At 63.4% G+C, this 24,198-nt stretch carries 26 protein-coding genes; 9 read left to right on the top strand and 17 right to left on the bottom strand.

Going from position 1 to position 24,198, the window contains the following annotated elements:
* Positions 1 to 16: 16 nt before the first annotated feature.
* On the bottom strand, positions 17 to 406 hold the full coding sequence (locus E3374_RS01635; RefSeq protein ID WP_136687052.1) for a DUF7541 family protein: 390 nt from the start codon (positions 404 to 406) through the stop codon (positions 17 to 19).
* Positions 407 to 555: 149 nt separating this feature from the next.
* Here E3374_RS01635 and E3374_RS01640 point away from each other — a divergent pair, with 149 nt between their 5' ends.
* Positions 556 to 3,102, top strand: coding sequence for a DUF7527 domain-containing protein (locus E3374_RS01640; RefSeq protein WP_136687054.1), 2,547 nt, complete (start codon positions 556 to 558; stop codon positions 3,100 to 3,102).
* A gap of 22 nt (positions 3,103 to 3,124) precedes the next feature.
* Here E3374_RS01640 and E3374_RS01645 read toward each other — a convergent pair whose 3' ends face one another.
* Entirely contained in the window at positions 3,125 to 3,430 is a 306-nt protein-coding gene (locus E3374_RS01645; RefSeq protein ID WP_136687057.1) for a hypothetical protein, read from the bottom strand.
* A 188-nt stretch (positions 3,431 to 3,618) separates the two neighbouring features.
* Between E3374_RS01645 and E3374_RS01650 the strand changes: the two genes are divergently transcribed.
* Positions 3,619 to 5,007: an adenylosuccinate synthase gene (locus E3374_RS01650; protein ID WP_136687059.1), complete on the top strand. Its 1,389-nt coding sequence runs from the start codon at positions 3,619 to 3,621 to the stop codon at positions 5,005 to 5,007.
* Positions 5,008 to 5,022: 15 nt separating this feature from the next.
* Here the strand turns inward: E3374_RS01650 and E3374_RS01655 are convergent, their stop codons facing one another.
* Positions 5,023 to 6,120: a Gfo/Idh/MocA family protein gene (locus tag E3374_RS01655; RefSeq protein WP_136687061.1), complete on the bottom strand. Its 1,098-nt coding sequence runs from the start codon at positions 6,118 to 6,120 to the stop codon at positions 5,023 to 5,025.
* Between the two features lie 119 nt (positions 6,121 to 6,239).
* Here E3374_RS01655 and E3374_RS01660 point away from each other — a divergent pair, with 119 nt between their 5' ends.
* Together E3374_RS01660 and E3374_RS01665 are read left to right on the top strand one after the other, a co-directional pair.
* Complete coding sequence (locus E3374_RS01660; RefSeq protein WP_136687062.1) at positions 6,240 to 6,434, top strand: methytransferase partner Trm112; 195 nt, start codon at positions 6,240 to 6,242, stop codon at positions 6,432 to 6,434.
* Between the two features lie 33 nt (positions 6,435 to 6,467).
* Positions 6,468 to 7,025, top strand: a complete 558-nt coding sequence (locus E3374_RS01665) for a DUF7524 family protein (protein WP_136687063.1) — start codon at positions 6,468 to 6,470, stop codon at positions 7,023 to 7,025.
* A gap of 22 nt (positions 7,026 to 7,047) precedes the next feature.
* On the opposite strand, the gene E3374_RS01670 is transcribed toward E3374_RS01665, so the two are convergent.
* On the bottom strand, positions 7,048 to 8,130 hold the full coding sequence (locus E3374_RS01670) for a DR2241 family protein (protein ID WP_136687064.1): 1,083 nt from the start codon (positions 8,128 to 8,130) through the stop codon (positions 7,048 to 7,050).
* Positions 8,131 to 8,213: 83 nt separating this feature from the next.
* On the bottom strand, positions 8,214 to 9,155 hold the full coding sequence (locus tag E3374_RS01675) for a CbiX/SirB N-terminal domain-containing protein (protein WP_136687067.1): 942 nt from the start codon (positions 9,153 to 9,155) through the stop codon (positions 8,214 to 8,216).
* A 77-nt stretch (positions 9,156 to 9,232) separates the two neighbouring features.
* On the opposite strand from E3374_RS01675, the gene E3374_RS01680 reads away from it, so the two are divergent.
* Positions 9,233 to 9,700 carry a DUF7523 family protein gene (locus tag E3374_RS01680; protein ID WP_136687069.1) on the top strand — a complete coding sequence of 156 codons (468 nt, stop codon included), beginning with the start codon at positions 9,233 to 9,235 and terminating at the stop codon, positions 9,698 to 9,700.
* Between the two features lie 112 nt (positions 9,701 to 9,812).
* Complete coding sequence (cysS, locus tag E3374_RS01685; RefSeq protein ID WP_136687071.1) at positions 9,813 to 11,303, top strand: cysteine--tRNA ligase; 1,491 nt, start codon at positions 9,813 to 9,815, stop codon at positions 11,301 to 11,303.
* Between the two features lie 33 nt (positions 11,304 to 11,336).
* On the opposite strand, the gene E3374_RS01690 is transcribed toward cysS, so the two are convergent.
* From E3374_RS01690 to E3374_RS17825, 3 genes are all read right to left on the bottom strand, one after another.
* Positions 11,337 to 12,032 carry a hypothetical protein gene (locus tag E3374_RS01690; RefSeq protein WP_136687073.1) on the bottom strand — a complete coding sequence of 232 codons (696 nt, stop codon included), beginning with the start codon at positions 12,030 to 12,032 and terminating at the stop codon, positions 11,337 to 11,339.
* 113 nt (positions 12,033 to 12,145) lie between these two features.
* Positions 12,146 to 13,378 (bottom strand): RNA-guided endonuclease InsQ/TnpB family protein, encoded by a 1,233-nt coding sequence (locus E3374_RS01695; protein WP_136687075.1) that lies wholly within the window; start codon positions 13,376 to 13,378, stop codon positions 12,146 to 12,148.
* Positions 13,379 to 13,504, bottom strand: a complete 126-nt coding sequence (locus tag E3374_RS17825; RefSeq protein ID WP_282568419.1) for a hypothetical protein — start codon at positions 13,502 to 13,504, stop codon at positions 13,379 to 13,381. It lies immediately after the preceding gene.
* Positions 13,505 to 13,976: 472 nt separating this feature from the next.
* On the opposite strand from E3374_RS17825, the gene E3374_RS16990 reads away from it, so the two are divergent.
* Positions 13,977 to 14,141 carry a hypothetical protein gene (locus E3374_RS16990; RefSeq protein ID WP_169051735.1) on the top strand — a complete coding sequence of 55 codons (165 nt, stop codon included), beginning with the start codon at positions 13,977 to 13,979 and terminating at the stop codon, positions 14,139 to 14,141.
* Positions 14,142 to 14,391: 250 nt separating this feature from the next.
* Here the strand turns inward: E3374_RS16990 and E3374_RS01700 are convergent, their stop codons facing one another.
* The 9 genes from E3374_RS01700 to E3374_RS01735 all read right to left on the bottom strand — a co-directional run bounded on the left by E3374_RS01700 (position 14,392) and on the right by E3374_RS01735 (position 22,850).
* On the bottom strand, positions 14,392 to 14,844 hold the full coding sequence (locus E3374_RS01700) for a hypothetical protein (protein WP_136687077.1): 453 nt from the start codon (positions 14,842 to 14,844) through the stop codon (positions 14,392 to 14,394).
* 253 nt (positions 14,845 to 15,097) lie between these two features.
* Positions 15,098 to 15,403, bottom strand: coding sequence for a DUF7312 domain-containing protein (locus E3374_RS17325; RefSeq protein ID WP_211194885.1), 306 nt, complete (start codon positions 15,401 to 15,403; stop codon positions 15,098 to 15,100).
* A 41-nt stretch (positions 15,404 to 15,444) separates the two neighbouring features.
* On the bottom strand, positions 15,445 to 17,547 hold the full coding sequence (gene metG / locus E3374_RS01710; RefSeq protein ID WP_136687079.1) for a methionine--tRNA ligase: 2,103 nt from the start codon (positions 17,545 to 17,547) through the stop codon (positions 15,445 to 15,447).
* 26 nt (positions 17,548 to 17,573) lie between these two features.
* Positions 17,574 to 17,723, bottom strand: coding sequence for a hypothetical protein (locus E3374_RS17330; protein ID WP_211194886.1), 150 nt, complete (start codon positions 17,721 to 17,723; stop codon positions 17,574 to 17,576).
* A 45-nt stretch (positions 17,724 to 17,768) separates the two neighbouring features.
* Entirely contained in the window at positions 17,769 to 18,404 is a 636-nt protein-coding gene (locus E3374_RS01715) for a LiaF transmembrane domain-containing protein (RefSeq protein WP_211194896.1), read from the bottom strand.
* A gap of 236 nt (positions 18,405 to 18,640) precedes the next feature.
* Positions 18,641 to 19,225 (bottom strand): YqaA family protein, encoded by a 585-nt coding sequence (locus E3374_RS01720; RefSeq protein WP_394347449.1) that lies wholly within the window; start codon positions 19,223 to 19,225, stop codon positions 18,641 to 18,643.
* A gap of 124 nt (positions 19,226 to 19,349) precedes the next feature.
* Positions 19,350 to 20,399 carry a tyrosine decarboxylase MfnA gene (mfnA, locus tag E3374_RS01725; RefSeq protein ID WP_136687085.1) on the bottom strand — a complete coding sequence of 350 codons (1,050 nt, stop codon included), beginning with the start codon at positions 20,397 to 20,399 and terminating at the stop codon, positions 19,350 to 19,352.
* Positions 20,400 to 20,477: 78 nt separating this feature from the next.
* Complete coding sequence (locus tag E3374_RS01730; protein ID WP_136687087.1) at positions 20,478 to 21,380, bottom strand: PhzF family phenazine biosynthesis protein; 903 nt, start codon at positions 21,378 to 21,380, stop codon at positions 20,478 to 20,480.
* 78 nt (positions 21,381 to 21,458) lie between these two features.
* Positions 21,459 to 22,850, bottom strand: coding sequence for an alpha/beta fold hydrolase (locus tag E3374_RS01735; protein WP_169051748.1), 1,392 nt, complete (start codon positions 22,848 to 22,850; stop codon positions 21,459 to 21,461).
* Positions 22,851 to 22,968: 118 nt separating this feature from the next.
* Here E3374_RS01735 and E3374_RS01740 point away from each other — a divergent pair, with 118 nt between their 5' ends.
* On the top strand, positions 22,969 to 23,661 hold the full coding sequence (locus tag E3374_RS01740; RefSeq protein WP_136687091.1) for a phosphoribosyltransferase: 693 nt from the start codon (positions 22,969 to 22,971) through the stop codon (positions 23,659 to 23,661).
* A gap of 37 nt (positions 23,662 to 23,698) precedes the next feature.
* Positions 23,699 to 24,157: a hypothetical protein gene (locus tag E3374_RS01745; RefSeq protein WP_136687093.1), complete on the top strand. Its 459-nt coding sequence runs from the start codon at positions 23,699 to 23,701 to the stop codon at positions 24,155 to 24,157.
* Positions 24,158 to 24,198 lie beyond the last annotated feature (41 nt).

Consider the following 24,198-nt stretch of genomic DNA (forward strand, 5'->3'; position numbering starts at 1 on the left):
GGAAACCACTTCGACATCATTCCAACAGATAGCCAACCAGACCGACGACAAGGAGAATCACACCAGCCCCGGCGATCGCGAGGCCACGGCCGACGATCCCACCGGGGTCACTCACGACCGCAAGGACGTCAAGCGTCGTCGGATCGACCTGCGTCCCGACGACCGCGATTCCGAGGACGGCGAAGGCGACGCCGAGACCCGCGAGCGGACGCCAGACGTCGGTGGCATAGTCCGATTCACGCAGGATCCCCGCCACGCTACCCGCCAGCAGCAACAACCCGCCGACTGCGACGGGATAGAGTCCGACGAAGATCCCGAGTTCCGAGAGGGCGAACCCGAGGGCGACGAAGACCGGCCACGGACTGGCACGGCGGTACCCTCCGGCGGCATCAACCTGCTCGCTCATGGGAGAGAATTGGGCCGGAGCCCGGAAAGGTCCATCGGAGCCGGTGGTCTCTCCGTCAACTATGGGCAACGAGGTAGCGAGCGGCCGGGAGGGGCGTCCTTCGATCGCGGGCGCAAAGTATATGCCGTGCATACGACTTGTTCAGGACAATGACCACACGCGCTATCGAGCGGGTCGACCAGTGGGAGACGCGCTCGTTCGGCGGCGGCTATCGGGGCCTGCAGGAACTCACAGGACAGGACTTCTCCGGCGTCGTCCGCTCGCCGGCCGGCACGCTCTGTATGCTCAACGGCACCGTCATCGGTGTCCTCAATGGGACCATCGAGGATTTCGAGGCCGCCGACGGGACGGCATACGAGGCACCGACGGCAGCGCTCCCACTGTTGATCGTGATGCAGGACCGCGGCGACGAGGTACGGGCGAAGTACTACACGGAGGAGACGCCGCTGTCGAAGGTCGACTCGACGCTCTCGGACGGCGGCTTTACCGGCTACATCGAACTCTCCGAGAATGTTCTCAGCGGGGACTACTACGTTGTTTATCACAGTGGTCGATCGATGAGCGTCGCCTTCGTCGGCAACAGCGGGCAGTTGCTGAGCGACGAGGAGGCCTTCGAGCGGGCCGATGACGAGGTGGGGATTTACAAAGTCCGGGCCGTCGACATCGACCCGATCGAGATCCCGGACTCCGAACCGCAAGCCACGGCAGCGTCGGACGCAAGCGACGTCACCGGCCAAGATCACTCGACCACGACGGCCGACGGGACGACGACGGATTCCGCCGAGGAACCGGCCGACAACGCCACCGAGAAGCGACCTGCGGACACGGACGAACCGACGACAGAGGCGACCCAACCGGACGCCGGGGAGTCCCATGGCGCAGCGACGAACGATACGGCGGTGGCCGAACCCGACGCCGACGAGGGAGCGGTTGCTGCGGAAGAAACCACCCCGGAGTCGACCGATGAACCCGATGGAGAGGCGACGGCCGACGAGGGACATCGGGACGCAACCGAACAGACAACCGCATCGACGAGCCACGGATCGGAGGCCAAGAGGGCCGCTACCCGGGAACGCGAAGGTGCCGACACCGCCAGGAGCGACGGCCCCGCGACCGCCGGGACGACGACCACACGGAAAGAGACCGAACGCACCGGGGAAAAGACAGGGAAACGGAAGTCGGCGGCAGAAGGTGTCGCCGGGACGGAGGAACGATCGCGCGAGCGTGATCGATCAGGGACCGGAGTGACAGTCGACGAAAAGGAAGTCGACTCGGCGGAACGCGAGCGGGAACCGACCGCGGACCGCCGTCCGGAGCCGTCGACGGGCGACCGGTCGACGGAATCCCAGACAGTGGGCGGATCGGCCCAAGGATCGGAGACGGGGAGTGCAGCCGACCTCGAGACACGGACGATTCCCTCGCTCGATCCGGACCGGACCCGGACCGAATCCACGGACCGGCCGTCGGGCCCGGCGACGGCCGCAGCGACGCAATCAGTGTCCCGATCGAAGTCGAAACCGAGTGATGAACCCCGTCCACGGAGTTCGGGGGCCGATGGGTCGACGGAGACGTCCCGCGAACGGGCGGACACCGGATCGACGACCGAACCACCCGGGGCAGAACCCGCAGCGACGGAAGATACGCCGACCCGGACGGAAGATTCGGATCGCGTGAACGCGACCGATGAGACCGACGACCGAGTTCGGGAACTAGAGGAGACGATCGACGAACGCGAGGAACGGATCGACGACCTCGAGACCCACCTGGAAAGTGTCCGAGAAGAATGCGAGGAGATCGCCGCCGAACGCGACGATATCAGGGCCGAACGCGACGAACTCATCGACGAGCGTGATGAACTAAAGGCGGAACTAGAACGGGTCCGCGAGGAACTGGCCGACCTCAGAGAGCAACGCGACTCGTTACAGACCCGGCTCGAAGATGTCGACGCTGACGGTGTCGCGGCCGAGACGCGACTCAGTCGGACGGAGGCGATGGACGGGACCGACCTGTTCGTCCGGTACGACTCGAAAGGCGAACCAACACTGAAGACGGCCCACGACAGTGGGGCGAGTCGGTCCGACGTCAACGCGAACCTCAACGTCGAGTACCACACTCAGTTCGAAGCCGACGGCGCGGTCGTCGCCGGCCAGCCCTTCGATGCGTTCCTCCAGGACACCCTCGAGTTCCGGTTCGTCTCCTGGCTCCTTCGCCAGTTACCCTTCGAGATCCGCGACACCGGCCACCACAAGGCCCTCTCGGATCTCTACGACGCCCTCCCGCGTATCGATCGGGCCGAACTCAACGGAGAGGCCACCGTCGAGTACACTGAAGAAGGCCAGACAAAGCGTACACAGGAGGCCTTCGACGTCGTGTTGCGTGACCGGATGGGCAACCCGCTCGTCGTCGCGAACTTCAACGACACTCGCGAGGCCGCCACCGAGGACGACATGCGTTCGCTCGTCACCTCGGCCACTCGGGTCGGAGAATCCAACGATTCGCTGGCCGGGGCGATGTACGTCACCGCGAGTTTCTTCGAACCGGCGGCTCTCGAAACCGCCTCCGAGTCGACCGGCGGCGGCCTTCTCAGCCGCGACAAGCGCGAGAGCTACGTCAAGGTCTCGCGCAAGCGGGGGTACCACCTGTGTCTCGTCGAGGCGCGTGACGAGCAGTTCCACATGGCTGTCCCTGAACTGTGAACTACCGCAAAAGCAGTCGACCTCAGCCCTCGATCTCCGCCGCGTCGTCGATCTTCATCCCCTCGAGCTTCTCGATAGTGTGATCGACCTTCTCGTCCAGATCGTCGACGAACTCCTCGGTCTCCTCGGTCGTGATCGCCCCCTGGCTCGAAGGCTCGATCAGGTTCTCCTCCTCCAGCACCCGCAGGGAGTACCGTACCTTGTGATGGGGGTATCCCGTCTCGTTCGACATCTTTACGATCCCGATAGGTTCGTTCTCGATAACCATCCGCAGAACTTGCAGATGTCGCTCCAGCATGTCCACTTCTTTCTCTAGCCTGTCTATCATGGCACGTGTTAACTTGTGTTCGGAGGTTTTAAAGGTTGTTGTCCGTCCGCGAAATATAGCAGTTCATTGTACACTGACCGGGAATATAACCCTTGCCATAGAGTGACTATCAGAGGAACATCCTCCTGGGGCGGTCGCCGAATTGGGGACCGTAATCTGTTTATCGGGGTGGGAGAAACTGGCGAACGATGACCGTTACGATCGTAGGGTCACAACTCGGCGACGAGGGCAAAGGCCGGGTCGTCGACCTCTACAGCGACGAGGCCGATGTCGTCGTCCGGTACCAGGGCGGCGACAACGCCGGTCACACGGTGTGTCACGACGGGGAGGAATACAAGCTCTCGTTGGTGCCAAGCGGCGCGATCAGAGGGAAGGTCGGCGTCCTCGGGAACGGGTGTGTAATCAACCCGCGGACGCTGTTCGACGAACTCGAGATGCTCCGCGACCGGGGACTGGACCCCGACGTCCGCGTCGCTCAGCGCGCCCACGTGATCATGCCGTTCCATCGCGTGCTCGACGGCATCGAAGAGGACGTCAAGAGCGAGGACGACCAGGAAGTCGGCACTACGGGCCGCGGGATCGGTCCGACCTACGAAGACAAGGCCGGCCGCCGTGGCGTCAGGATCGGCGATCTGCTTGATCCCGACGTTCTGCGCGAGCGACTGGAGTACATCGCCCCACAGAAGCGGGCCGTCGTCGAGGAGGTCTACGGACTCGATCCCGACGCACTCGAGGAGTATCCCGACGCTTTCGACGTGGATGCCCTCTTCGAGGAGTTCCGCGAGTACGGCCGCCGCATCGAACGCGAGGACATGGCGGTCAACGCCGGCGCGTACCTCAGCGACGCGCGCGAGGCCGGCAAGCGTCTCATGCTCGAAGGTGCCCAGGGGACGATCATCGACATCGATCACGGTAACTACCCCTTCGTCACCTCCTCGAATCCGACCGCGGGCGGGGCAACGGTCGGCACCGGTCTCTCGCCCGGCGTCATCGGCGGCGGCGAGGTCATCGGTATCGTCAAAGCCTACCTTACGCGAGTCGGCAGCGGTCCACTCCCGACGGAACTGGGCGGCGTTCCCGGCGACACGCCGGGTTACGACGGAGACCCCGAGAATCCACGGACTGAAAGCGAGGAACTCGCGACGGAGATCCGCGAAGCGGGCGACGAGTACGGCACCGTCACCGGCCGGCCGCGCCGGGTCGGCTGGCTCGACATGCCGATGCTTCGCCATGCCGCCCGTGCCAGCGGGTTCACCGGACTCGCCGTCAACCACGTCGACACCCTCGCGGGGCTTGACGAGCTCGAGGTCGCCAAGGCCTACGAACTCGACGGCGAGCGCTTGGAAACCATGCCCCCGACCACCGAGCGATGGGCCGACTGCGAGCCCGTCTTCCGGACCTTCGACGGCTGGAAGGAGCAAGACTGGGAAGCGATCGCCGAGGACGGGTACGACGCACTGCCGGCCGAGGCCCGTGCCTACCTGGAGTACGTCAGCGACGATCTCGATATCCCGATCTACGCGATCGGCGTCGGGCCATCGCGTGAGGACACGATCGTCTGCGAACGCCCATACTGATCGCCGGCGGAGCAGTCAGTTGTCGCTGTCCGGCCCGATCTCTCCGGATTCGATCATCGCTTCGAACGGATTGTCCTCGATAGTGAGGGGGAAGTCCACCCGCCCGCGCCGCCGGACGGACTCGTAGCCGCCGAAGATGATCTCCGCCGTGTTCAGCCCGTTGCGTGCCCGGAGTTCCGACTCCCGATCGCCCCCGAGCGCCTCGATCACGTCGTCGATCGCCCGCTGGTGGTAAACCGAGCCGTACTGGTACTCGTCGGACCCGGCGTCGTGGAGTCCTTCGCCGTCGATGTCGATCGTCTCCCAGGTCGCCGTGCCGGCCCGCCTGACCTCCAGCATGGGCCCGTCGTCGCTGTCGATCCGGATCTCGCCGTCGTCGCCGACGACGTGGAACGCGCCGCCGGCGAGTCCGTCGCCCTCGCCGGTGGCCATGATTGCTTGCACGCCGGTGTCGTACTCCCACTGGGCGAACATCTGGTTCTCCTGGTGCATGCCAAAGCGCAGGTCTTCCTCACGGTAGTCCAGTTGGGCGATCACCCACTCGGCCCGGGGTTCGCCAGCGATCATGCCCGCGAGGTCGATCGCGTGGGCTCCGGTGTCGTAGAAGTCTCCCCAGGAGATCTCGATACGCCGGAGATCACCGATCGCTCCGTCCGCGACGAGTTCTGTGGCGGAACGGAACGGCCGACCGAAGCGACGCATCCGGTGGAAGGTTAGCTGGGCGTCGGCACGCCAGGCCTCCTGGGCCATTCGCTGGGCGCCGGCCCACGTTGCGGCCATGGGCTTCTCGCAGTGGATCGCCTCGACGCCGCGGCGTGCGGCGGCCGCGACGAGATCCGTGTGGACTTCCGGAGGGACCGTGATAGAAACCACGTCGGGTTCGATCGCCTCGAACATCTCGACCGCGTCCGTAAAACGGGCGTCAGTGGGTAGCTCGAACCGATCACCGAACGTTTCGACGCGCTCGGAAACGAGGTCGGCAGCGGCGAGAAGTCGACAATCTTCGCGGCGCTCGTAAGCTTCGGCGTGACGATAGGCCATCGCGAAACTCTCGACAGTCGGGTTCTCGGGATCCGGGCCGGTGCCGACGATGGCGACATCGTATGGACTCATGGTATATCGGACAGAGAAGCGCCTGCGGTATTGGACTACCGGTCACCCCAGGTTGAGGGTGACGGAAACGGCCGTTGCCGAGCGGCACGCTTTTGCCGCGGGGGAATCAGGATTGGGGTATGCAGGAGGATCTGATGGACATCATCTGCTGTCCGCTGGACAAACACGACCTCGAACTCGACGTCGAGGAGCGCGAGGACGGCGAGATCGTCACGGGAACGCTTACGTGTACCGAGTGTGGCGAGACCTACCCGATCGAAGACGGTATCCCCAACCTCCTCCCGCCGGACATGCGCGAAGACGCTCCGGCCTGAAGCTTTTTCAACATTCCCTGCGGACAGTCAGATGTGCCCAGTCCGCTCCCCGTTCACGTCAACCGCGAGGAACTGCACGATCTGGCGGTTCCGGAGAGTTACGAGACGGTGGGGAGCTTCGAGATCAGGCTGATAAACCACGGCGAGCCCTCACACGTCCACCTCCACCTCGACGATTCACTGTCCTCGGTCGCTGCGATCGAGGCGACCAACCACTACGTCGACGGCGAGAGCCAACGCCGCGTGAGCGTAAATGTTCGTGAAGGGGCGTCGATCCGCGGGAAACTCAAGGTTGCTGTCGGGTACGGCGCGACGACGCGGTACGTTGACGTGGATATCAGCAAGCCGATCGAGACGACCCAATCGGTCGAGGTTGACGAGTCCCTGTCCCAGCCCCAGCCGAAGGAACCGGAAGAGTCCGGTGGGCCCCTCGAGAAAAGCCCGGCCCTGCCAGTGTTGTCACTCGCGGCCCTGGCGCTGTTGCTCGCTGTCAGCGCGGCCCTGCTGTTTCGACAGTTCGTCGTCGCGCTCGGTGCCTCGGTCGTATTCCTCGGCGTCGCGATCGCGCTGTACGCCCTCGTCGGTGATTGAGGGGACCGAGCGGCAAACTCGATTACGAGTCCTCGCCACGCTCGGTCGCCGGCAACTCCCCGTCTTCGAAGCGTTTCGCTCGCAAGTATCGCGCCCGATAGCGGTTGGCACCCTCGTCGAGGTCGGCCTCCCGAATCTCCTCGACGCGACCCTCGGCGACAGCATCGACGAGGTCATCGAGCTGTGCCTTCTCGCTGGGCGTCAACTCGAATTCGAAGGTCCGGGATCCCTCACGCTCCAGCTCGGTCCACTCCCTGGCGGCGGCGACGAACAGCGAACACGGCTCCCGACAGGGAAACACCCCCTCGCCACGAGGCACGTCAAGTTCCGTTTCCCCGTCCTCGTCCCACTCGCGACGCTTGAGACACTGTGAGTCGACACAACAGGCCTCGGCGGCCCACTCGAGTGCCTCGACGGGCAACTCGGAGACCGACCGGTAGCGACCAGTCTGTCTCTCTGCTGCCTCCCGATAGTGGGTCACGTCGAGGTCACCTTCCCGTTCGCGGTACCAGTTCTCGATCGTCGCCGGGTAGAAGGCCCCGACGACCTCAACAAGTGCGTCGGGTTCGAGCGCCGGGAACACCCAGCCCGTCCGTAGCGTGGGCGCGGTTCGCAACGGTCGGTACCGATCGCGGTCGTCACGTCTGGCGATCGCATCGACATCGTCAGGATCGTCGTAGGTCTGGAGGTCACTGACCGGGACGTCCCGGTCGTCGATGTGTCGGACCTGGTATCGGCGCTGGTCCTCGTCGGTCAGCATCGTCGTGATCAGCAATTCCCCCCACGTCCGGGCGATGCCGTCGACGAGGGCGTCGTAGCGATCCGGGACTGTGGCCCGGTCGGCGTCGTCAGTCGCGCCTTCGAGCCACCTGAGGAACGTACGTTCTGCGGGTCGCTGAGGGGCGGTCTCCCGCCAGTAGTACCAGTTCGTGACGTAGGGGACGAAGGCGTCGGGGACGACGTCGGGAGAATCATCGTCGACAGTCGTCTCCGCACCCTCGACCACGAGGTGGAGGTTCCCGTCGGAGAGACGGGCCGTCAAGCCGTCGTACTCGACGCCCTCACCCGCCGCCTCGCGCAGGGCCGCCACTGGCTCGCGCTCCATACCCGGTCGTGGGCGGCCGGCGGATAAAGCCCACCGCCACCGGCAGTTCGAACCCGGATCGAGGACAGGGAACTCGTCTGTGATCACCCGTGACGGTCTGATACTCTCTCAGACGTGATGGGGGCATCGTCACCTCGCTCGCGTAGCTGTTCGAGGGTGTCACCGACATCTGCGCCAGCGTCGACCGCGCGCTCGACGACGACCTCTGCGAGGAGAGATTCGGTTCCGACGGCGCCCGAGTACCAGATCCGGTGGCCATCGACGCTCGCCGGCGTCCCCCACCCGGTGCGGTAATCGTCGGTCAACCCCATGTCCTCGGGGATGTCCTCCTGGGTGTGATAGCCATCGGCGATAAAGAGGGGGACGACGACGATGTCTCGCGGGTCCCGCCCGCTCGAGTGGCCAGAGGCACTACGCACCTCGCCGTCCTCGCTGGCGAAATAGTCGGTGACGTCGTCGACTTCCGGTTCCTCGTCCATGAACAGCGCCTGGACCTCGTCGAAGCGCCCCCGGGCGCGGATCCGATCGGCGTGATACTCGACCGCCTTCGCCGAGTTTTCGTTACGCTCGGTGCCGTGACCGACGACAGCCAGTCCGACGCCGTCGCCCACGTCAGGATTACCCGTGACCGACTCGGCACGGCGGACGATCACGTCGCTCATCGCGTCGTGGGTCCCCACGGGCCCGCAGTAGTGGACGGTCTGACCGGTGTCGGCGGCAGAAAGGGTGGCCGAGACGGCACTGGTACCGTCGGAATCCCACCCGTCCCAGTCCTCAAGGCGGAACTCCCGGGGGATGACCTGCTCGGTGAAGTAGCCCTCGCTGACGAACAGCGGGACGAGGTATACCTCCTCGGACGAGACGGTCCGAAGCGCCTCCCGGAAGTGGGGCTGTTCCTTCCAGAACGCCGTCCGCACCGTGTCGAAGGCACCGGTCTCCCGGATCCGCCGGGCGTGTTCATGAGCCGGGCGGCTCGACTCGGGATTGAGGTGCGAGCCGTGAGAAACGACGACCAGGGCAGGCATGGTCGCGCTTTGGCCCAGCGTCGCCTTAGCCGTTGGCCTACTGGGGATTTATGCGACCGCCGAACACACGCGGGGATATGACCCTCGCGGAACAGGCACGGGAGGCGGTTCGGGCCCGGCCGTTCGTCCACGAGGCGCTACGGGCCGGTGTGATCAACTACTCCGCGGCTGCTCGGATGCTCGATGTCGGCGAGGAAGAACCGGTCGCCGCGGCACTCCGACGCTACGCCGCCGAACTGTCCGAGCGTGATATGCCGGCGCGCTCGGCCCGAGTGACGATACAAAGCGGCGTCGGTCGGACCGACGACCCGGAGGAACGCCTGCTGGCCGTCGGCGACGCGGCGTTCGCCTCCGGCGATGGACCGCTGACGGCCGTCCTCGTAAACGGCGACGTCGACGCGTGGCTGTTGACCCACGCGCTCGCCCGCCTGGACGCCGAGGACATCACCGTCGAGGCCGCTGGCGTCGCCGACGGGAGTCTCCTCGTGGTGGTCGAACGCCGGGACGGTCCCCGGACCGTCCAGTTCCTCGAAGAACTCGTTTAGCCAGCCCAACCCCCCAGGACAGCGCGGAGTCAGTCGACTCGTGACCGCGCGATCGGGGAACCACGTCGTTCGATCCGACGGATTGAAACGCTCGCCGCCGAACCTTCAGCCAATGACCCTGCGCGTGACGAACACGCTTTCGGGCGAAAAGGAGGTTTTCGAGCCACAGGACCCCGATGCCGTCACACTGTATTACTGTGGCCTGACGACCTCCGACCCGCCCCACCTGGGCCACGCCCGCGGGTGGGTCCACGTCGACGTCATGCACCGCTGGCTTTCGTGGCTGGGCTACGACGTCCACCACGTCGAGAACTTCACCGATGTCAACGAGAAGATCGTCGCCCGGGTCGGCGAGGACGGGGACAGCGAAGCCGATGTCGCCCGATCCTACATCCAGGACGTCATCAGGGACATGCGATCGCTGAACCTGAAACGCGCCGAGGTCTACCCCCGCGTCTCCGAGCACGTCCCCGAGATCATCGACCTCGTCGAGACGCTGATCGACCGGGGGTACGCCTACGAGGCAAACGGCTCGGTCTATTTCGACGTGACCGAGTTCGACGAGTACGGCGAGCTATCGAACCAGACCGTCGAGGAACTCGACGCCCAGGGTGATCCCGAGGAGCGCGGCGAGAAGCGCCATCCCCAGGACTTCGCCCTCTGGAAGGCCGACGGCGTCGACCCCGTGGACATCGAGGAACACCGCCATCCGGAGGCTGCGCCCGCCGAGGAGGCCTGCGAAACGGCCCAGACGTGGGATTCACCGTGGGGGGAAGGACGGCCAGGCTGGCACATCGAGTGCTCGGCGATGAGCATGACTCACCTCGATGAGACCTTAGACATCCACGTCGGCGGCCAGGACCTGGTCTTCCCCCACCACGAGAACGAGGTCGCCCAGAGCGAGGCTGCAACGGGCGAAACCTTCGCCAACCACTGGCTACACGTCGGTCTCCTGGAGACCAAAGCGGAGAAGATGTCTTCCTCGCTTGGCAACTTCGCCACCGTCGAGGAGGCCATCGCCGAACACGGCCTCGGCGTCGTCCGGACCTTCCTGCTGTCGACGGCCTATCACAGCCGGGCGACCTACAGCGAGGAGACGCTGGCCGAGGCCGAAGAGCGATTCGATCGGCTGCAGCGTGGTTACGAGCGCGCGGTCGAAGCCGCCGACAGCGTCGACGCGGCGACGAAAGTCGCGGACGACGATCTGCGGGAAGCTGTCGAAGACACGCACAGGGCCGTTCCCGAAGCGATGAACGACGACTTCAATACCCGCGAGGCGCTGGCCGCGCTCTTGGAACTGACAAACGCGGTCAACCGACACGTCGACGAGCGGGACGCCTACGACTATCGCGGGCTCCGGCGGGCGATCGAGGCCTACGAGGAGTTCGCCGTCGACGTGCTGGGCCTGCCGCTGGGTGGGGATGGGGGCGACGGCGGCGACGTCCGCTTGGCCGAGGAACTCGTCGAACTCGTTCTGGACGTCCGCGAGTCAGAACGCGAGGCCGGCAACTACGAGCGCGCCGACGAACTGCGCGACGAACTCGACACGCTGGGTGTCGACGTCGAAGATAGCGACGACGGACCGACGTATCGGTTGCCCTGAGGACAAATCGACGAGGCCCAAGCGCTCCGTAAATCAACAGGAGAGTCCCTTCCAGATCTCTTCTCCCAGTGCGAGAGTTCCGAGCAAGAGAACCGTTATCGTCCCATTGGAGATGAGGACAGCCGAACCAAAGGCGACGATCGCCACCATGGGAACGAGCACAAAGACGAGTCCAGTGATGGCGAGACGCGTTCCAGGCCCAAAGAACTGCGCTCCCGAGTCTGCGGGTGACTCACTGATTTCGACGCCCGCACGTCGAATATTGGCGAGTATTTCGGGAAGGTTCTCTCTCGATACGATAACCGATGACGGCGTCGTGAATCGGTCAACGAGTCCTGAGCGTCCACCGCTGACGCGGATGAGCGCTACGTCCCCGAACGAGTGAACGGAGGCAGAGACAACTGCATTCAGCTGTATCGTGAATTCCCGCCGACCGACAATCCCCGAGTCATCACCCTGGACAGCCCTGAGGATTCGCGTCGTGGAGTCCATTTCGACATGAGTTGTTGTGTACTGATAATAGCCAATGCTCCAGAGGGAAAGCGTCAGGAAGCCACAGAGCGGGATGATACCCGCAGCGAGCTGTGGTTCGATCGCGAATGCACCGAGAAGGATCGCAATCGGCAACACAGCGAAGAGCAACACCCACGACAGCACAGCGGGATACGCCGTGGCGAGCGCCAATCGCGTTGGCAATCCGAAGATCCCACGCAGATCGACGTCAGACACAGCCCTGACAGAGTCCGGCACCTCTTTTCGAGAGGACATCGTTATCGGAGATTCCCTCTCTTGGCAGCATTTATTCGGTACCTAGACATTATTTTGCAGTGAACTACCCTACCCTACTCGCTCACGGCTTTGGCCGTTCGCTCCTTGAGGGCAGGGCTTCCTGCTTCCACGACGCGCTTTGCAGACACCGAATTGGTGTCCGTAGGGAGCGCAGTCTCCACAGGCATTGATTCGGAGTGAACCACTCCTAAATCTTCAAGACCACGGGAAAGGATGTTCCATGCCGCGTTCGCGTCTCTGTCCGCTTCAAACCCACAGGAGGGACAGGAGTGTTCGCGCACCCACAATGGTTTGTCCGTCTTGACACCACAGGAGGCACACTCTTTCGTCGTGTCTTTCGGGTCAACCGCAACGAAATGCGTTCCTTCCTGTTCGCACTTGTATTCGAGCATTTGGAGGAACGTTCCCCACGCCGCACCTGCGCGGTTCCGCGAGTTGCCCGGCAGTTCAACCAGTCCCTTCGCGTCCAAGTCTTCCACAGCCACCAAGTGGTACTCGGTGGCGTAGTAATTCGACAACTTGTGGAGAAAATCACGACGCTTCCGCTTCAATTCGGCGTGGCGTTCAGCCACGACTTGCTGTTGTTTCACCCAATTCGCAGAGCCGTGTTCTTTCCGTGAAAGGTTGCGTTGAGCGCGTTCTACCCGCTCGCTCTCGTCGGACAGGTCAAGCGAGGCGACCGCCGTGCCGTCAGTGTCGTGAGCGTACTTGAGAACCCCTACGTCGATTCCGACGCATTTCTCGGGATTCGCTGGTTTCTCCGGCGTGGTTTCGTCCATGTCGATGCCGAAGGTAGCGAACCATTCGCCCGTGGCTTCTTGTTTGACCGTGACTTGTTTGATGGTCGCATTCTCGGGTAGATCTCGGGGGAGGTGAATCGGTATCTCACCGAGTTTGCTCAACCACAGGACAGGCCGACCACTCGTATTCTTGAGTTCGAAGCCGGACTGATTGTAGGTGAGCGACCGATACTCCCGAGGCGGTTTCCACTTGAGCATTCCTACGGCGCGTCCGTTCTCTTTCTGTGCTTTCAGCGTTGCGAGGTTGTCGTAGACGCGCTTGACGACCATCTGCAACACTTTCGAGTGAATGCCGTTCAGGTCATCCCACCACTCTTTGAGGTCGGGGAGCGTGTCCTGTACCTTGTAGCGAGCAGGAATCTCATCTCCCTCGTTGAGTTTGTAGAGGACGTGGTTGTACAGTTGCCTACAAGTATCGACGTGGTGGTGACGCGTCTCGGTGAGGGCTCCCGGTGGGTCGAGTCGATACTTGTAGTTGTAGTGCATCTATGACTCTCGTTGTTCGATAAGTTCGTCCAGTTTCTCTTGGACGAACGAAGAGAGACTCAAGTGGTTCTCCTGAATCCACTCCTCTTGGTCGTCACGGATGGAGATGTTCTTTCGCGTTGCCACACCATAATTTACACAAGTTGTGGAAATAAGGTTTGTGATTGGCGTGGGCCTGTGGGCCGGTCGTTGAAGGGTATATGTGAAATGATGACGGCGCTGTATCCCCTCCCTACTGCGTCCCCAGAAATCAAAGATTTCTGGTGTGCGAACGAGAGCTTCGCTCTCGTCAACGCTACTCGGTCGCTTCGCTCCCTGCGTTGCTCCTTGAGGAAGGGGACTTAGCGCCTTATTCCAGTTAATTGTGGGCAAAGTGTGACTCGACTGCACGATTATTCCTGTGATGGACACTCTGTGTGACCCAGTATCGATAATAATTCATACGAAGGAGAGTTTGATCCGGCTTAGGCTCTTAGTGTATACAAATAAGACTCGTTGACCAAAGATTAGCCCCGCTCAGGTCGGATAGTTACGCGATCAAAAGTGCCGTATCAAGTCCTAAGTGACATTACTCCAAAAACGAGAGATGATCGGCCTAATGATAAACCTGGCTTGGACGTGTGGGGCCGGCAACTACGAGCGCGCCGACGAACTGGCGGCGCTGGGTGTCGAGGTCGAGGATAGCGACGACGGGCCGACGTATCGACTACCTGAACAGTCTGAGTTGACATTACATCGTCTTCACGGAACTCGTTCTCAGTGACACGGTCGTATTCGGATCGTGTCACGACCGCCGGTAATAGATACACAGCGCGTGCAGCACGACAACTTACGCAAATCGAATCGGTAGTGGCACAATGGGGACGGTTGCTCCGACCCTCAAGCAATTTTGATGGTCCCTCTGAGAGCAGAATATTCTTGTAGTTCGGCTACTACGTTTTGAATGAATACGGGAGCAGGTCAACACCACGGTTCCGTGGTGCGTGGCCTGGGAAGGGCAGTGAGGTAGTGGCTCACGCCTGTTGACTCCCCAGTTGGTTTCTGGTGTCAATAACGTACTGAGAGACGTCTTCATCGTCAATACGGTTCTCGACAAGCGTCTCAAATTGTCGCTGTGACGAGACTCCTGCTGGGACGACTTCTTTGATCGCCTCGACGGCCATGAGTGCCCGCTGGCCGCGATTTGGTAACCCCCAAGCTGCTCGCGCTCGGATCGGTATCTCAGTTTGTCTGAAGAACCCGCAAATATCACCGACATCCAGGTCTGTCGATTTTTGTAGCCAGGGCTCAGCACCGGCATTGAGCAGTTCCTTCACGATATGGACGGACTGTTCTCTGTCGATGAATGAGGCGCTTACAACAGTCGGTATCCTCTCTTCGTGTATCCCGGTTTCGTCGATTGCAATTACCGACTCAAACGCCTGTCCCGGTGCTGTCGTCCCGGATAATTTGACAGGCGCGACCACAGTATATGCCGATGGGGCTCCAGTATAAACCTTTTACTCTGGAGGTGTTGTAGTCGGTCGCTATCTAGAGGGTCAGAGGGGTGCCTAACTGTGGCTCCTCAAGCCACGATACCACGGCGAAGAAGCGGTAGAGATCAGCAGGGGGAAATGAATTGTGGGCTGCTGTTGTGATGGACTCGCGCTCCATCTCTTGCACACGCAACAGCCACAATATCAGCTTCCCAATATGACGTTAGCGCGTCGATTTGGGACCTCAAAGGAACAGTTGGATCGCAACCACCACGCCGAGCGCGACGCCGAACAGAACGAACACGACGTTCTCCAGGTCGGGCGACCCGGCTTCGACTTCGGCCGAGAGGTCGAGCCACCCCTCCTCGTCTTCGCCGTCCTCGCCCTCTTCTAAGTCTTCGAGCGAGAACCGCCAGCCGTCATCGTCCTCAACCTCATCGACAGCATCCTCTTGCTCGGGGGAGCCCGCGGGCCTCTCGCCAGCCTGCTTGGCGTTGTCCTCGTCACCGATCTCTCCCACGTCATAACTCCACTCGTCGTCCTCGGACATACCAGAGATAGTCGGTCAGTCGGTTAAAGTGCTGTGCGTGTTCAGCGGATCTTCGATCCGAGCGGTGCGTCTTCCTGGGTCGTCAGCAGGTCGGCCTCCTCGCCAGCGGCCAACACCATCCCATTGGACTCGTAGCCGAACAGTTCGGCCTTCTCCATGTTCGCCAGCAGGACGACGCGGGTATCCGGAAGGGTCTCCACGTCGTGGAGTTGCTTGATCCCGGCGACGACCTGTCGGGTCTCCAATCCGATGTCGACCTCCAGGCGAACGAGGTCGTCGCTGTCCTCGATCGGTTCCGCTTCGACGATCTCGCCGACGCGAATGTCCAGTTCCTGGAAATCGTCGAAGTCGATCCGTTCCTCGGCGAGCGGTTCGAGATCCATATCGGCCCCCTCGCTCTGGGTGGACTCGTCGCTTTCGGTTTCGGTCTCACCCTCGTCGTCGGCTGTCGCTTCTGCAACCCGCTGTTCGAGTTTCTCGTTGAGTTCCGTGACGCGTTCTTCGGGGATCTTCTCGAAGAGTTCGGTCGGCTCGCCGAACTCGGCAGGCGGGTCTTCAAGGGCAGCCTCAACTGTCACGTCTGCCACTGAATCGTCCTCCCCGAGTTGATCCCAGAGCCGACCGGCCGTCCCCGGCGTGACGGGTTGGGCAAGTACGGCAACGGCCTTGGCGATCTGGACGCAATCTCGGATTACCGGCGCGGCCTCCTCGTCGTCTAAATTCCAGGGTTCGTTGCGCTGGATGTATTCGTTGCCGAAGCTTGCGAGATCGACTGCCGCCTGGGTGGCCTTTCGGATCGAGTAGTCGTTGACGCCGGCCTCGAAGGCCGTGACTGCTTCCTCAATGCGATCCTCGACTTCCGTCGAGAGGGCCACATCGGGCGTCCCCTCGTAATTCCGGTAGGCAAAGAGCAGCGACCGGTAGGCGAAGTTCCCGACTGTCCCGACGAGTTCACCGTTGACCCGCTCGCGGAAGCGATCCCACGAGAAGTCGATGTCGTCCTGAAAGCCCCCAACGGTCGTCAGATAATACCGCAGGAGGTCGGGGTGAAAGCCCTCGTCAAGGTACTCCCGCGCCCAGATCGCGCGATTGCGGCTCGTCGAGAAGGCGTCGCCGTCCAGACTCATGAACCCACTGGCGACCACAGCCCGGGGTTCGTTGTAGTCGGCGACGTGTAACATGGCGGGCCAAAAAATCGTGTGGTGCTGGATGATGTCCCGCCCGATGACGTGGATGATCTCGCCACTGTCGGGGCCGGCAGGCTCGTCGGCTTTCCAGGCTCCCTCCCAGTCGTAGGTCTCGGAACCGACCCGCTCTGTATACTGCTTGGTCGAGGCGATGTACTCGATCGGCGCGTCGACCCAGACGTAGAGGACGAGATCATCGCTGTCCTCGTCGTCGCCCGGATAGTCGAAGCCCCAGTCCAGGTCCCGGGTGATACACCAGTCCTGTAGGCCCTCCTCGATCCACTGGCGGGGCTGATTCCGGGCGTTCGGCGTCCCCTCCAGTCGATCGAGGAATTCGGAGAGGTAATCGGCGAGTTTCGAGACGGTGAAGAACTTGTGGGTGCGCTCGCGGTACTCCGCGGGGTTGCCCGAAATCTTCGAGACGGGATCCTCGATCTCGCCGGGTTCGAGGTGGCGGCCACAACCCTCGTCGCACTCGTCGCCCCGCGCCGTCTCGCCGCAGTAGGGACAGGTTCCCTCGACGTAGCGATCCGGGAGTGGCTGGTCCTCGGCGGGATCCCAGGCGACCTTGATCTGCTGTTCCTCGACGTAGCCCTCGCGCTCGAGGGCTTCGACGATCTCGTGGGTCAACTCGCGGTTGGTCTCCTGGTGGGTATGGCCGTAGTTGTCGAAGTCGACGGAAAAGCGCGGGAACGTCTCCTCGTACTGCTCGTGGTACTCCAGGGCGAACGCTTCGGGATCGATCCCATCCTGGATCGCCTGGACAGCGATCGGCGTCCCGTGCATGTCCGATCCGGAGACGAACGCGGTCTGCTGGCCGAGTTTCTCCAGAGCACGGGTCAATACGTCGCCACCGACGTACGTCCGCAGGTGGCCGATGTGCAGGTCCCCGTTGGCATAGGGCAACCCGCAGGTCACGACTGCGGGATTCTCGGTCGGGAACTCTTCGTGGCTCATGCTACGGTTTACCGTCAGTGGATTCATTAACGCGATGGTTTGGGCTCATTGTCGGCGAGGTTGAGTTCCGCGAGCGATCGGTTGACGATGCCGACGACGACCAGGTTATCCCGGGTCGCGCCGCCCGAGGAAGTCAGGGAGTAGAGTACGAGTCCATCGCGGCGATAGAAATCCACCCAGTGTTACAAACGGGAAACTCACGTAGAGGGCAAAAACGTTGCTCAGTCCGAGACACTGACGCCGCCGAAGGCGGCGAACCCGGTCACGACCAGATCTATCTCGTCATGGTCGCGGTCGCGTCGCTTGCGCTCGTCCTCAACCGCGCCGAAGACCGGCAGGACGTCCATCCGGACGTTCCACTCCGGCGGAACGGTGATCTCACACCCGCCGAAGAGGGCGGTCGTGTTGATCGTCGCCGGTCGATCCTCGATGTCCGCCTCCCGGAGGTCGAGGCTGACACCGCCAAACAGCGCCGTCAGGTCCGCCCCCTCGAAGGCTGCCGTCGTCGAGCGTTGCTCACTGCCCCCGAAGACCCCGACGGAGCTGATGAAGGCGTCGGCGACCCCCCGGGAGTGCGAGCGGAAGTGGCCGACGATGATCGAGATTCCGAACGCGACGACGAACAGCGGCCAGAACTGCGTGACTTGCTCGGCCGCGAGGTAGTCGAGTGTGAGCAGTTGCCAGGCGACGGCCACGACGACGACGGCGATCGGCCCGAAGAGGTTGGGGAAGTCACTGACGACCAGTGCATACAACCCCAGCAGGACGAACAGTGACGGGACGTACTGAAGCAGGATATCGGCGTCGTAGGCGTCGGTCGTCTCGGCCAGCAACGCGAGGCCGACGACGATCAGGATCGCCCCGAGGACGACCTGACTCTGAGGGTTCGACGGTTCATGGCGTCCCCGTCATCCGGCGAAGATATAAATGTATCTCGTCGAAAACGTCACGACCAATCGGCCGACGTGACGGCGCTTCGAGCGGATCCAGGCCGACGCACCGCTCCAAGGAGAATCCCTATGAGAACCGACGACCGCCCGGGGTTCACGGCGACAACGGCGAGGCCGACGCACCGCCCCAAGGAGAAGGCCTCTCAGAACAGCACGAACGCACCGCCCAAGACGCCGATCGTCACGAGGAGGCGGCCGACGCTGCCCGCGAAGGTCGCCGCCGCGAACTTGAGGTAGTTCTCTTCGAGAATGGTAAAGGCGTAAATCGAGATCGTATCGGGGAAGAAAGGAACCGACAGGGCCAGCGCGAGACCGACGTACCCGTACTGTCGGGCGAGTTGGACCGTCTTGCGCTCGGACCACTCGACGACGTCGAACCGGGACTGCTTGATCCGGCGGATAAGCGGGCCGTACTCCTTGGCCTCCTGGCCGATGTGAAACGCGAAGACGCTCCCGACGGCCTTGCCGAACCCGCTGACGAAGACGATTACCGCGAGCGTCAGATCGTACGGTAATCCCAACTGCATCTGCCCGGCGGGAGCGAGGACGACCTCACTCGGCAGGGGGAGGACGAACGCGATCAGGAACGAATAGATCGCGATGATGACCAGTCCGAGCGGACCTCTCGCGTGGCGGACCGAGTCCTCGAGGACGGTGTAGAGCCACGCCAGCAAGTCCCCAACGGCGCCGAGCAGATCGTGGATTGGACCCAGCAGGCCGAGAGCGATGTCGGCAAGCGGGGCGAGCGTGAGGGCGGCGATCACGGCAAACATTCCGAGCAGGGGGTCCTAAACTTTCATGTTTCGTCCTCGACGCTGTAACCAGTCCCTCTCGGAACGGCTCGGTCCGTATTCAGTACCAGTCGAGGTCGGCGACGAACGACCGCAGCATCGAACGCGTAACGTGGGGCATACAGACGATGCGCATCTCGCCCGAACCCGTCTTGGTGACGCGCCATCCCCGGTCGCGTAGCTGGGTGACCAGTTCCAGCGAGACGTCGGCCGCGATCAACGGCAGTTCCGGCCCGACGACGCGATACCCCCGTTCGCCGAGGCGCTCGGCCAGCCAGCGGGCGTTGCCCATCGAAGTGTGATACTGTTCTCGGTATCCCGCCGGCCACAGCGCCTCCATCGCCGCGACGGCGCTCGCGACGCCGGCCCCGCTGCGGGTTCCCGTCAGCGTGAACTGCGATTCGGACTCGAGATAGGGCGTGTCGATCGTCAATTCGTCCAGGTAGTCGGTCGAGCGAGCGAGAAAGCCACCGGCCGGGACCGCCGCCTGTCCGGCCTTGTGCGGGTCAATCGTCATCGTGTCGACTGCGGCGTCGCCGAAATCCCACTCGAAGTCGGCAAAGGGCAGGAAAAAGCCGCCGAATGCGGCGTCGACGTGCATGAGTGCGTCGGCGTCTTCCGCCAGGTCCGCCAACGCGGGGATCGGATCGACGTGGCCGTACTCGGTCGTCCCGGCGACGCCGACGACACCGACCGTGTCATGGTCGACGGCGTCGGCCATAGCGTCGACGTCAGCCCGATAGTCGGTCGTCCTGGCCTGCCGGACGTCGACGCCAAGCATCTCGGCTGCCTTCCGGAAGCTGAAGTGGGCGCTCTCGGGGACGACGATGTTCGGATCGTCCGTCTCGGCGCGGTTACGCGCGATGCGGACGGCCTGGATGTTCGCCTCGGTACCGCCGCTGGTGATGTACCCGGCCGGGTCGTCCAACCCGGCGACCTCGCCGAGCAACGAGACGGCCTCGCGTTCGAGGTCGGCGACGGTCTGGTACGTTCCCGGATCGCCGGGGTTGGTCGCGAGGAAGCGTTCGGCCGCCTCGCGAGCCGCGGGATGTGGGACGGTACACATAGAGGAGAGGACGCGATCGAATTCCTGCGGCTCGGCCCGCTGCATACCTACCTGTAGTGGACTGTCCGGTTTATCGGTTCCGCTCGTTCGGACGAACGTGACAACAGAAGACTCGTTCGTCGTTCAGGCCTCGATGATCTCGCCGTCCTCCGGATCCGGGACGGCGATCTCGCCACTCATCGTCGTCTTCGCCTGCCCGCCGACGCGGATCCCGTCCCCGGTTCGAACGCGAACGCGTCCCGGCCGGTCGAGAAAGTCACCCTGTTCACACCGGTATTCCGTCCCCTCAACCCCGCTGAAGCGTCGGAGGTACGCGCCGACGGCGCCACTGGCGGTCCCCGTCACCGGATCCTCGTTGACGCCCAGCGAAGGAGCGAACAGCCGACCGTGGACGGTCGACTCGCGATCCAGCGTGTCGAACGTGAACGCGTAGAGGCCGACTGCGCCCTCGGCCGCACAGAGGTCCTCGATCGCGCCGAGATCCGGCGTCACGTCCCCCAGCTGTTCGAAGTAGTTGACGGGGACGATCAGGAACGGCATGCCGGTCGAGGCACGCGCGACGGGGAGGTCCTCACCGACGCCCGCGAAGGCAGTCTCGGTCAGTCCGAGCACGTCCGTGAGTTCGTCGTAGCCGACGTCGACTGCACTCACTGACGGTTTGGACCCTTCGAGCCAGACCGTCCCGTCGGATTCGACTTCGACGGTCACATCACCGGACCCGGTCTCGATCGTGTACTCCCCAGCATCGACGACCGCCCGCTCGAACAGGCGGGCGTAGGCGGCCACCGTTGCGTGGCCACAGAGGTCGACCTCCTGCTCGGGCGTGAAGTACCGCAATTGCCGATCGGTGTCCTCGCTCTCCCGGACGAAGACCGTCTCGCTGGCGCCGAGTTCCGCGGCGATCGCCCGCATCTGGTCGGCTTCGAGTCCGTCTCCCTCGGGGACCACACCCGCCGGGTTACCCGAGAAGGGGTCAGTCGTAAACGCGTCGACGAGGTGTACCTCGCGTCGCTCGTTGTCGGTCATACCACGTGCTGGGTGGACCAGCCGAATATGCCTACCGACCGCGGACGGCCCCGTCGCGAGTCGAGTCGTTGCCGCTCGTCACGTCCCAGTCTCGGTCATCGCCAGCACGCGATCGGCCACGTCCTCGACGACCGCACGGGCGACGTTGTTCGGCCGGAAGTACTCCGCCGGTGCGGACTGGCCCTCGCCCGGCATGAACAGGTGGTTCAGATCGGGATAGGAGTGGAAGGTCACAGCCTCCCGATCGCCCAGGGCCGCCCGCCAGCGCTCGAAGTCGTCTATGGTAACCTGGTAGTCGCGTTCACCCTGGAAGATAGCGAGCGGGACCTCGAGAGCCTCGGCAGTCGCCACCTGATCGTACGCCTGAACGGTTCGCCAGAACGGCCGCCCACCGAGCCCGAAGACGACCTCGCCGTCCTCGATCGAGAGGTCCCGGACGCGGTCGACAATTCGCTCGATCTCCTCTAGTTGGGCCGCCTCCCTGTCGTCGAGTTTCCCGTCCAGCCGGGCCAAATACTCGTACTGGGCGGGGATCACGTCCAACAGCGGGCGGGCATTGGCCGCGAGCATGACCGCGCCGGCGATGGAGTCGTCGCGGTCGGCGATCCGCGGCGCGACCATCGCGCCGATGCTGTGACCGACGACGACTGTCCGGGACGAGTCGACGCGGGAGTGTTCGCGCAGTACGTCGAGCGCCGCCAGGGCGTCGTCGGTGACCTTCTCGTCGAGCGTGAGCGTGGCCAGATCGACGTCACAGGCAGAGGTCCGCTTGTCGTACCGAAGGACTGCGACGCCTCGGCTCGCGAGCCCCCACGCGAGGTCCGTGAAGGGCTTGTTCGGTCCGATCGTCTCGTCCATGTCGTTGGGTCCGGATCCGTGAACGAGGACGACACCGGGGATCGACTGCTCCCCCGAGGGGAGCGTGAGTTTCGCCGGGAGCGAGCAGTCGTCGGTCGCCCGGACGGTCCGATCGTGCTCCTCGAAGGTCGACTGATCGACGTACTCGGGCGGCGAATAGGACGCGTCGGGGGCTGGACGTCTGACGAACAGGCCAGCCATCTCGCCATCGCCCGTATACGACAGCCTGACAATCCGCTGGCCCGCGGTGAACCGGACGACGACGTCGACGACGTAGTACCCCTGTACCTGGCCGGACTCGACGGCCGTGACCTCGACGAACTGGCCGACTGTAGACGTCTGTTCCGTCCAGATCTGTTCGAGTCGGGCCGCGTCGAGCCGGGCCGCGAGTTCCTCGGTGAACGGATACTCCGCGAGGAGCCGATCGTACTCCCCGCCAGCCAACCCGGTGACGAACTCGTGACTTCGCGTTTCCAGGGTCTGCCCGGCGACGGGGGTCGTTGTTTCGGTAGCGGTCGCTGTCGACGTACCGTCTCCCGAATCAGAACAGCCGGTGAGAGCGACGCCGGAGAGGGTGACACACGCCTGGAGGAAGCGTCTGCGGGTTCGCATGTGGAACGATTCGACGCGAGACGTCATAAACAGGCCCCCGGGCTACAGCGTCTGAAGTCGAGAAGTATGTAAAGCCCTAATTGTCGGCGCAACCTGGGTCCGCCCGGTGACCACCTGAATGGCCGATCTGCCAGACGAGTTCCCCTGCACGATCGCTAACTGGGAATACATCTACGGCCTCTGCCGGGACGTCAGCGACGACGTGAAGGCTGACGACTTCGAGCCGGACGTGGTCGTCGCGCTGGCTCGCGGGGGATGGTTCGCTGGCCGGATCCTGTGTGACTTCCTCGGGCTGGACGACCTCACGAGCCTCAAGATCGAACACTACGTCGGCACCGCCGCCAAGGCCGACGAGCCGGAGGTCCGCTATCCCATGCCCGAGGGCTCGGTCGCGGGCAAGGATGTCCTGATCGTCGACGACATCGCCGATACCGGCCAGTCGATCGAACACGCCGACGAATACGTCCAGGAACGCGAGCCCAACGCCGTCCGGACCGCCACACTACAGCTACTCCAGACCAGCGAAGTCGAACCGGACTTCGTCGGCGAACGGCTGGCGGAGTGGACCTGGGTCGTCTACCCCTGGAACTTCATCGAAGACATGATCGATCTGATCGAAGGCGTCATGGAGAAGGCCGACGCCGATCGGTTCAGCGAGGAGGACGTCCGTTCGTTGCTGCGCTCGTACCACGGGATCGATCGCATGGAGATGGAGATCGCTCAACCCGACCGCATGGAGGAAGTGCTGACGGAGATGGAACGCCGGGACGTGATCGAGTATGTCGACGAGGACAGCTGGCGGCTGCAGTGACGGAGTATTTTTGACAGATCGGGTCGTGGGTCGGGCCATGCGACTCGGCGAGACAGACGTCCGTGCACTCGGACTCGGGACACTCCTGGCCGGGTCGATCACGTTCGTCCACGTCGCCGCCGGAACAGGCGGCATCGCCGCGAACACCACGCGCACGCTCGTGATGGCGATCGCGCTCGCGGCCGTGCCAGCCGGCGTCGCGGTCGGCCTGCGGACCAGGAGTTACGACCGGCCACTGATCGAGGGGGGATCGGCCGCCGTCTGCGGGACGGTACTGGGAGTGCTCGGCTGGGCGATCCTGCGCGCGGCCACCGTCGAGGGGCTGGCCCTCGCCTATCGGCTGGATATTATCTTCGTCGTCGTGGGGTACAACGGCCTGGTGTTCGCGGCCGTCTTCCCGTTCCTGTTTCTGGTCGGCGGGTACACGGCGGCGAGAGTGACCGAGTGGACGGCCCGCCCCATCGACGACGAGCTGACGATCGGCCGGTTCAGGTGACGCGCCGAACGGGGGCGCGACGGTGGTCGGCTGTGGCGCCG

The organism is Halorhabdus amylolytica (genome assembly GCF_004944975.1).
Taxonomy (GTDB): domain Archaea; phylum Halobacteriota; class Halobacteria; order Halobacteriales; family Haloarculaceae; genus Halorhabdus; species Halorhabdus amylolytica.

Excerpts from the sequence above, each read along its gene's own strand:
- E3374_RS01635 (WP_136687052.1), bottom strand. The coding sequence starts at position 406 with ATGAGCGAGCAGGTTGATGCCGCCGGAGGGTACCGCCGTGCCAGTCCG.
- E3374_RS01640 (WP_136687054.1), top strand. The coding sequence starts at position 556 with ATGACCACACGCGCTATCGAGCGGGTCGACCAGTGGGAGACGCGCTCG.
- E3374_RS01645 (WP_136687057.1), bottom strand. The coding sequence starts at position 3,430 with ATGATAGACAGGCTAGAGAAAGAAGTGGACATGCTGGAGCGACATCTG.
- E3374_RS01650 (WP_136687059.1), top strand. The coding sequence starts at position 3,619 with ATGACCGTTACGATCGTAGGGTCACAACTCGGCGACGAGGGCAAAGGC.
- E3374_RS01655 (WP_136687061.1), bottom strand. The coding sequence starts at position 6,120 with ATGAGTCCATACGATGTCGCCATCGTCGGCACCGGCCCGGATCCCGAG.
- E3374_RS01660 (WP_136687062.1), top strand. The coding sequence starts at position 6,240 with ATGCAGGAGGATCTGATGGACATCATCTGCTGTCCGCTGGACAAACAC.
- E3374_RS01670 (WP_136687064.1), bottom strand. The coding sequence starts at position 8,130 with ATGGAGCGCGAGCCAGTGGCGGCCCTGCGCGAGGCGGCGGGTGAGGGC.
- E3374_RS01675 (WP_136687067.1), bottom strand. The coding sequence starts at position 9,155 with ATGCCTGCCCTGGTCGTCGTTTCTCACGGCTCGCACCTCAATCCCGAG.
- E3374_RS01680 (WP_136687069.1), top strand. The coding sequence starts at position 9,233 with ATGACCCTCGCGGAACAGGCACGGGAGGCGGTTCGGGCCCGGCCGTTC.
- cysS (WP_136687071.1), top strand. The coding sequence starts at position 9,813 with ATGACCCTGCGCGTGACGAACACGCTTTCGGGCGAAAAGGAGGTTTTC.
- E3374_RS01695 (WP_136687075.1), bottom strand. The coding sequence starts at position 13,378 with ATGCACTACAACTACAAGTATCGACTCGACCCACCGGGAGCCCTCACC.
- E3374_RS16990 (WP_169051735.1), top strand. The coding sequence starts at position 13,977 with ATGATAAACCTGGCTTGGACGTGTGGGGCCGGCAACTACGAGCGCGCC.
- E3374_RS17325 (WP_211194885.1), bottom strand. The coding sequence starts at position 15,403 with ATGTCCGAGGACGACGAGTGGAGTTATGACGTGGGAGAGATCGGTGAC.
- metG (WP_136687079.1), bottom strand. The coding sequence starts at position 17,547 with ATGAGCCACGAAGAGTTCCCGACCGAGAATCCCGCAGTCGTGACCTGC.
- mfnA (WP_136687085.1), bottom strand. The coding sequence starts at position 20,399 with ATGCAGCGGGCCGAGCCGCAGGAATTCGATCGCGTCCTCTCCTCTATG.
- E3374_RS01730 (WP_136687087.1), bottom strand. The coding sequence starts at position 21,380 with ATGACCGACAACGAGCGACGCGAGGTACACCTCGTCGACGCGTTTACG.
- E3374_RS01735 (WP_169051748.1), bottom strand. The coding sequence starts at position 22,850 with ATGCGAACCCGCAGACGCTTCCTCCAGGCGTGTGTCACCCTCTCCGGC.
- E3374_RS01740 (WP_136687091.1), top strand. The coding sequence starts at position 22,969 with ATGGCCGATCTGCCAGACGAGTTCCCCTGCACGATCGCTAACTGGGAA.
- E3374_RS01745 (WP_136687093.1), top strand. The coding sequence starts at position 23,699 with ATGCGACTCGGCGAGACAGACGTCCGTGCACTCGGACTCGGGACACTC.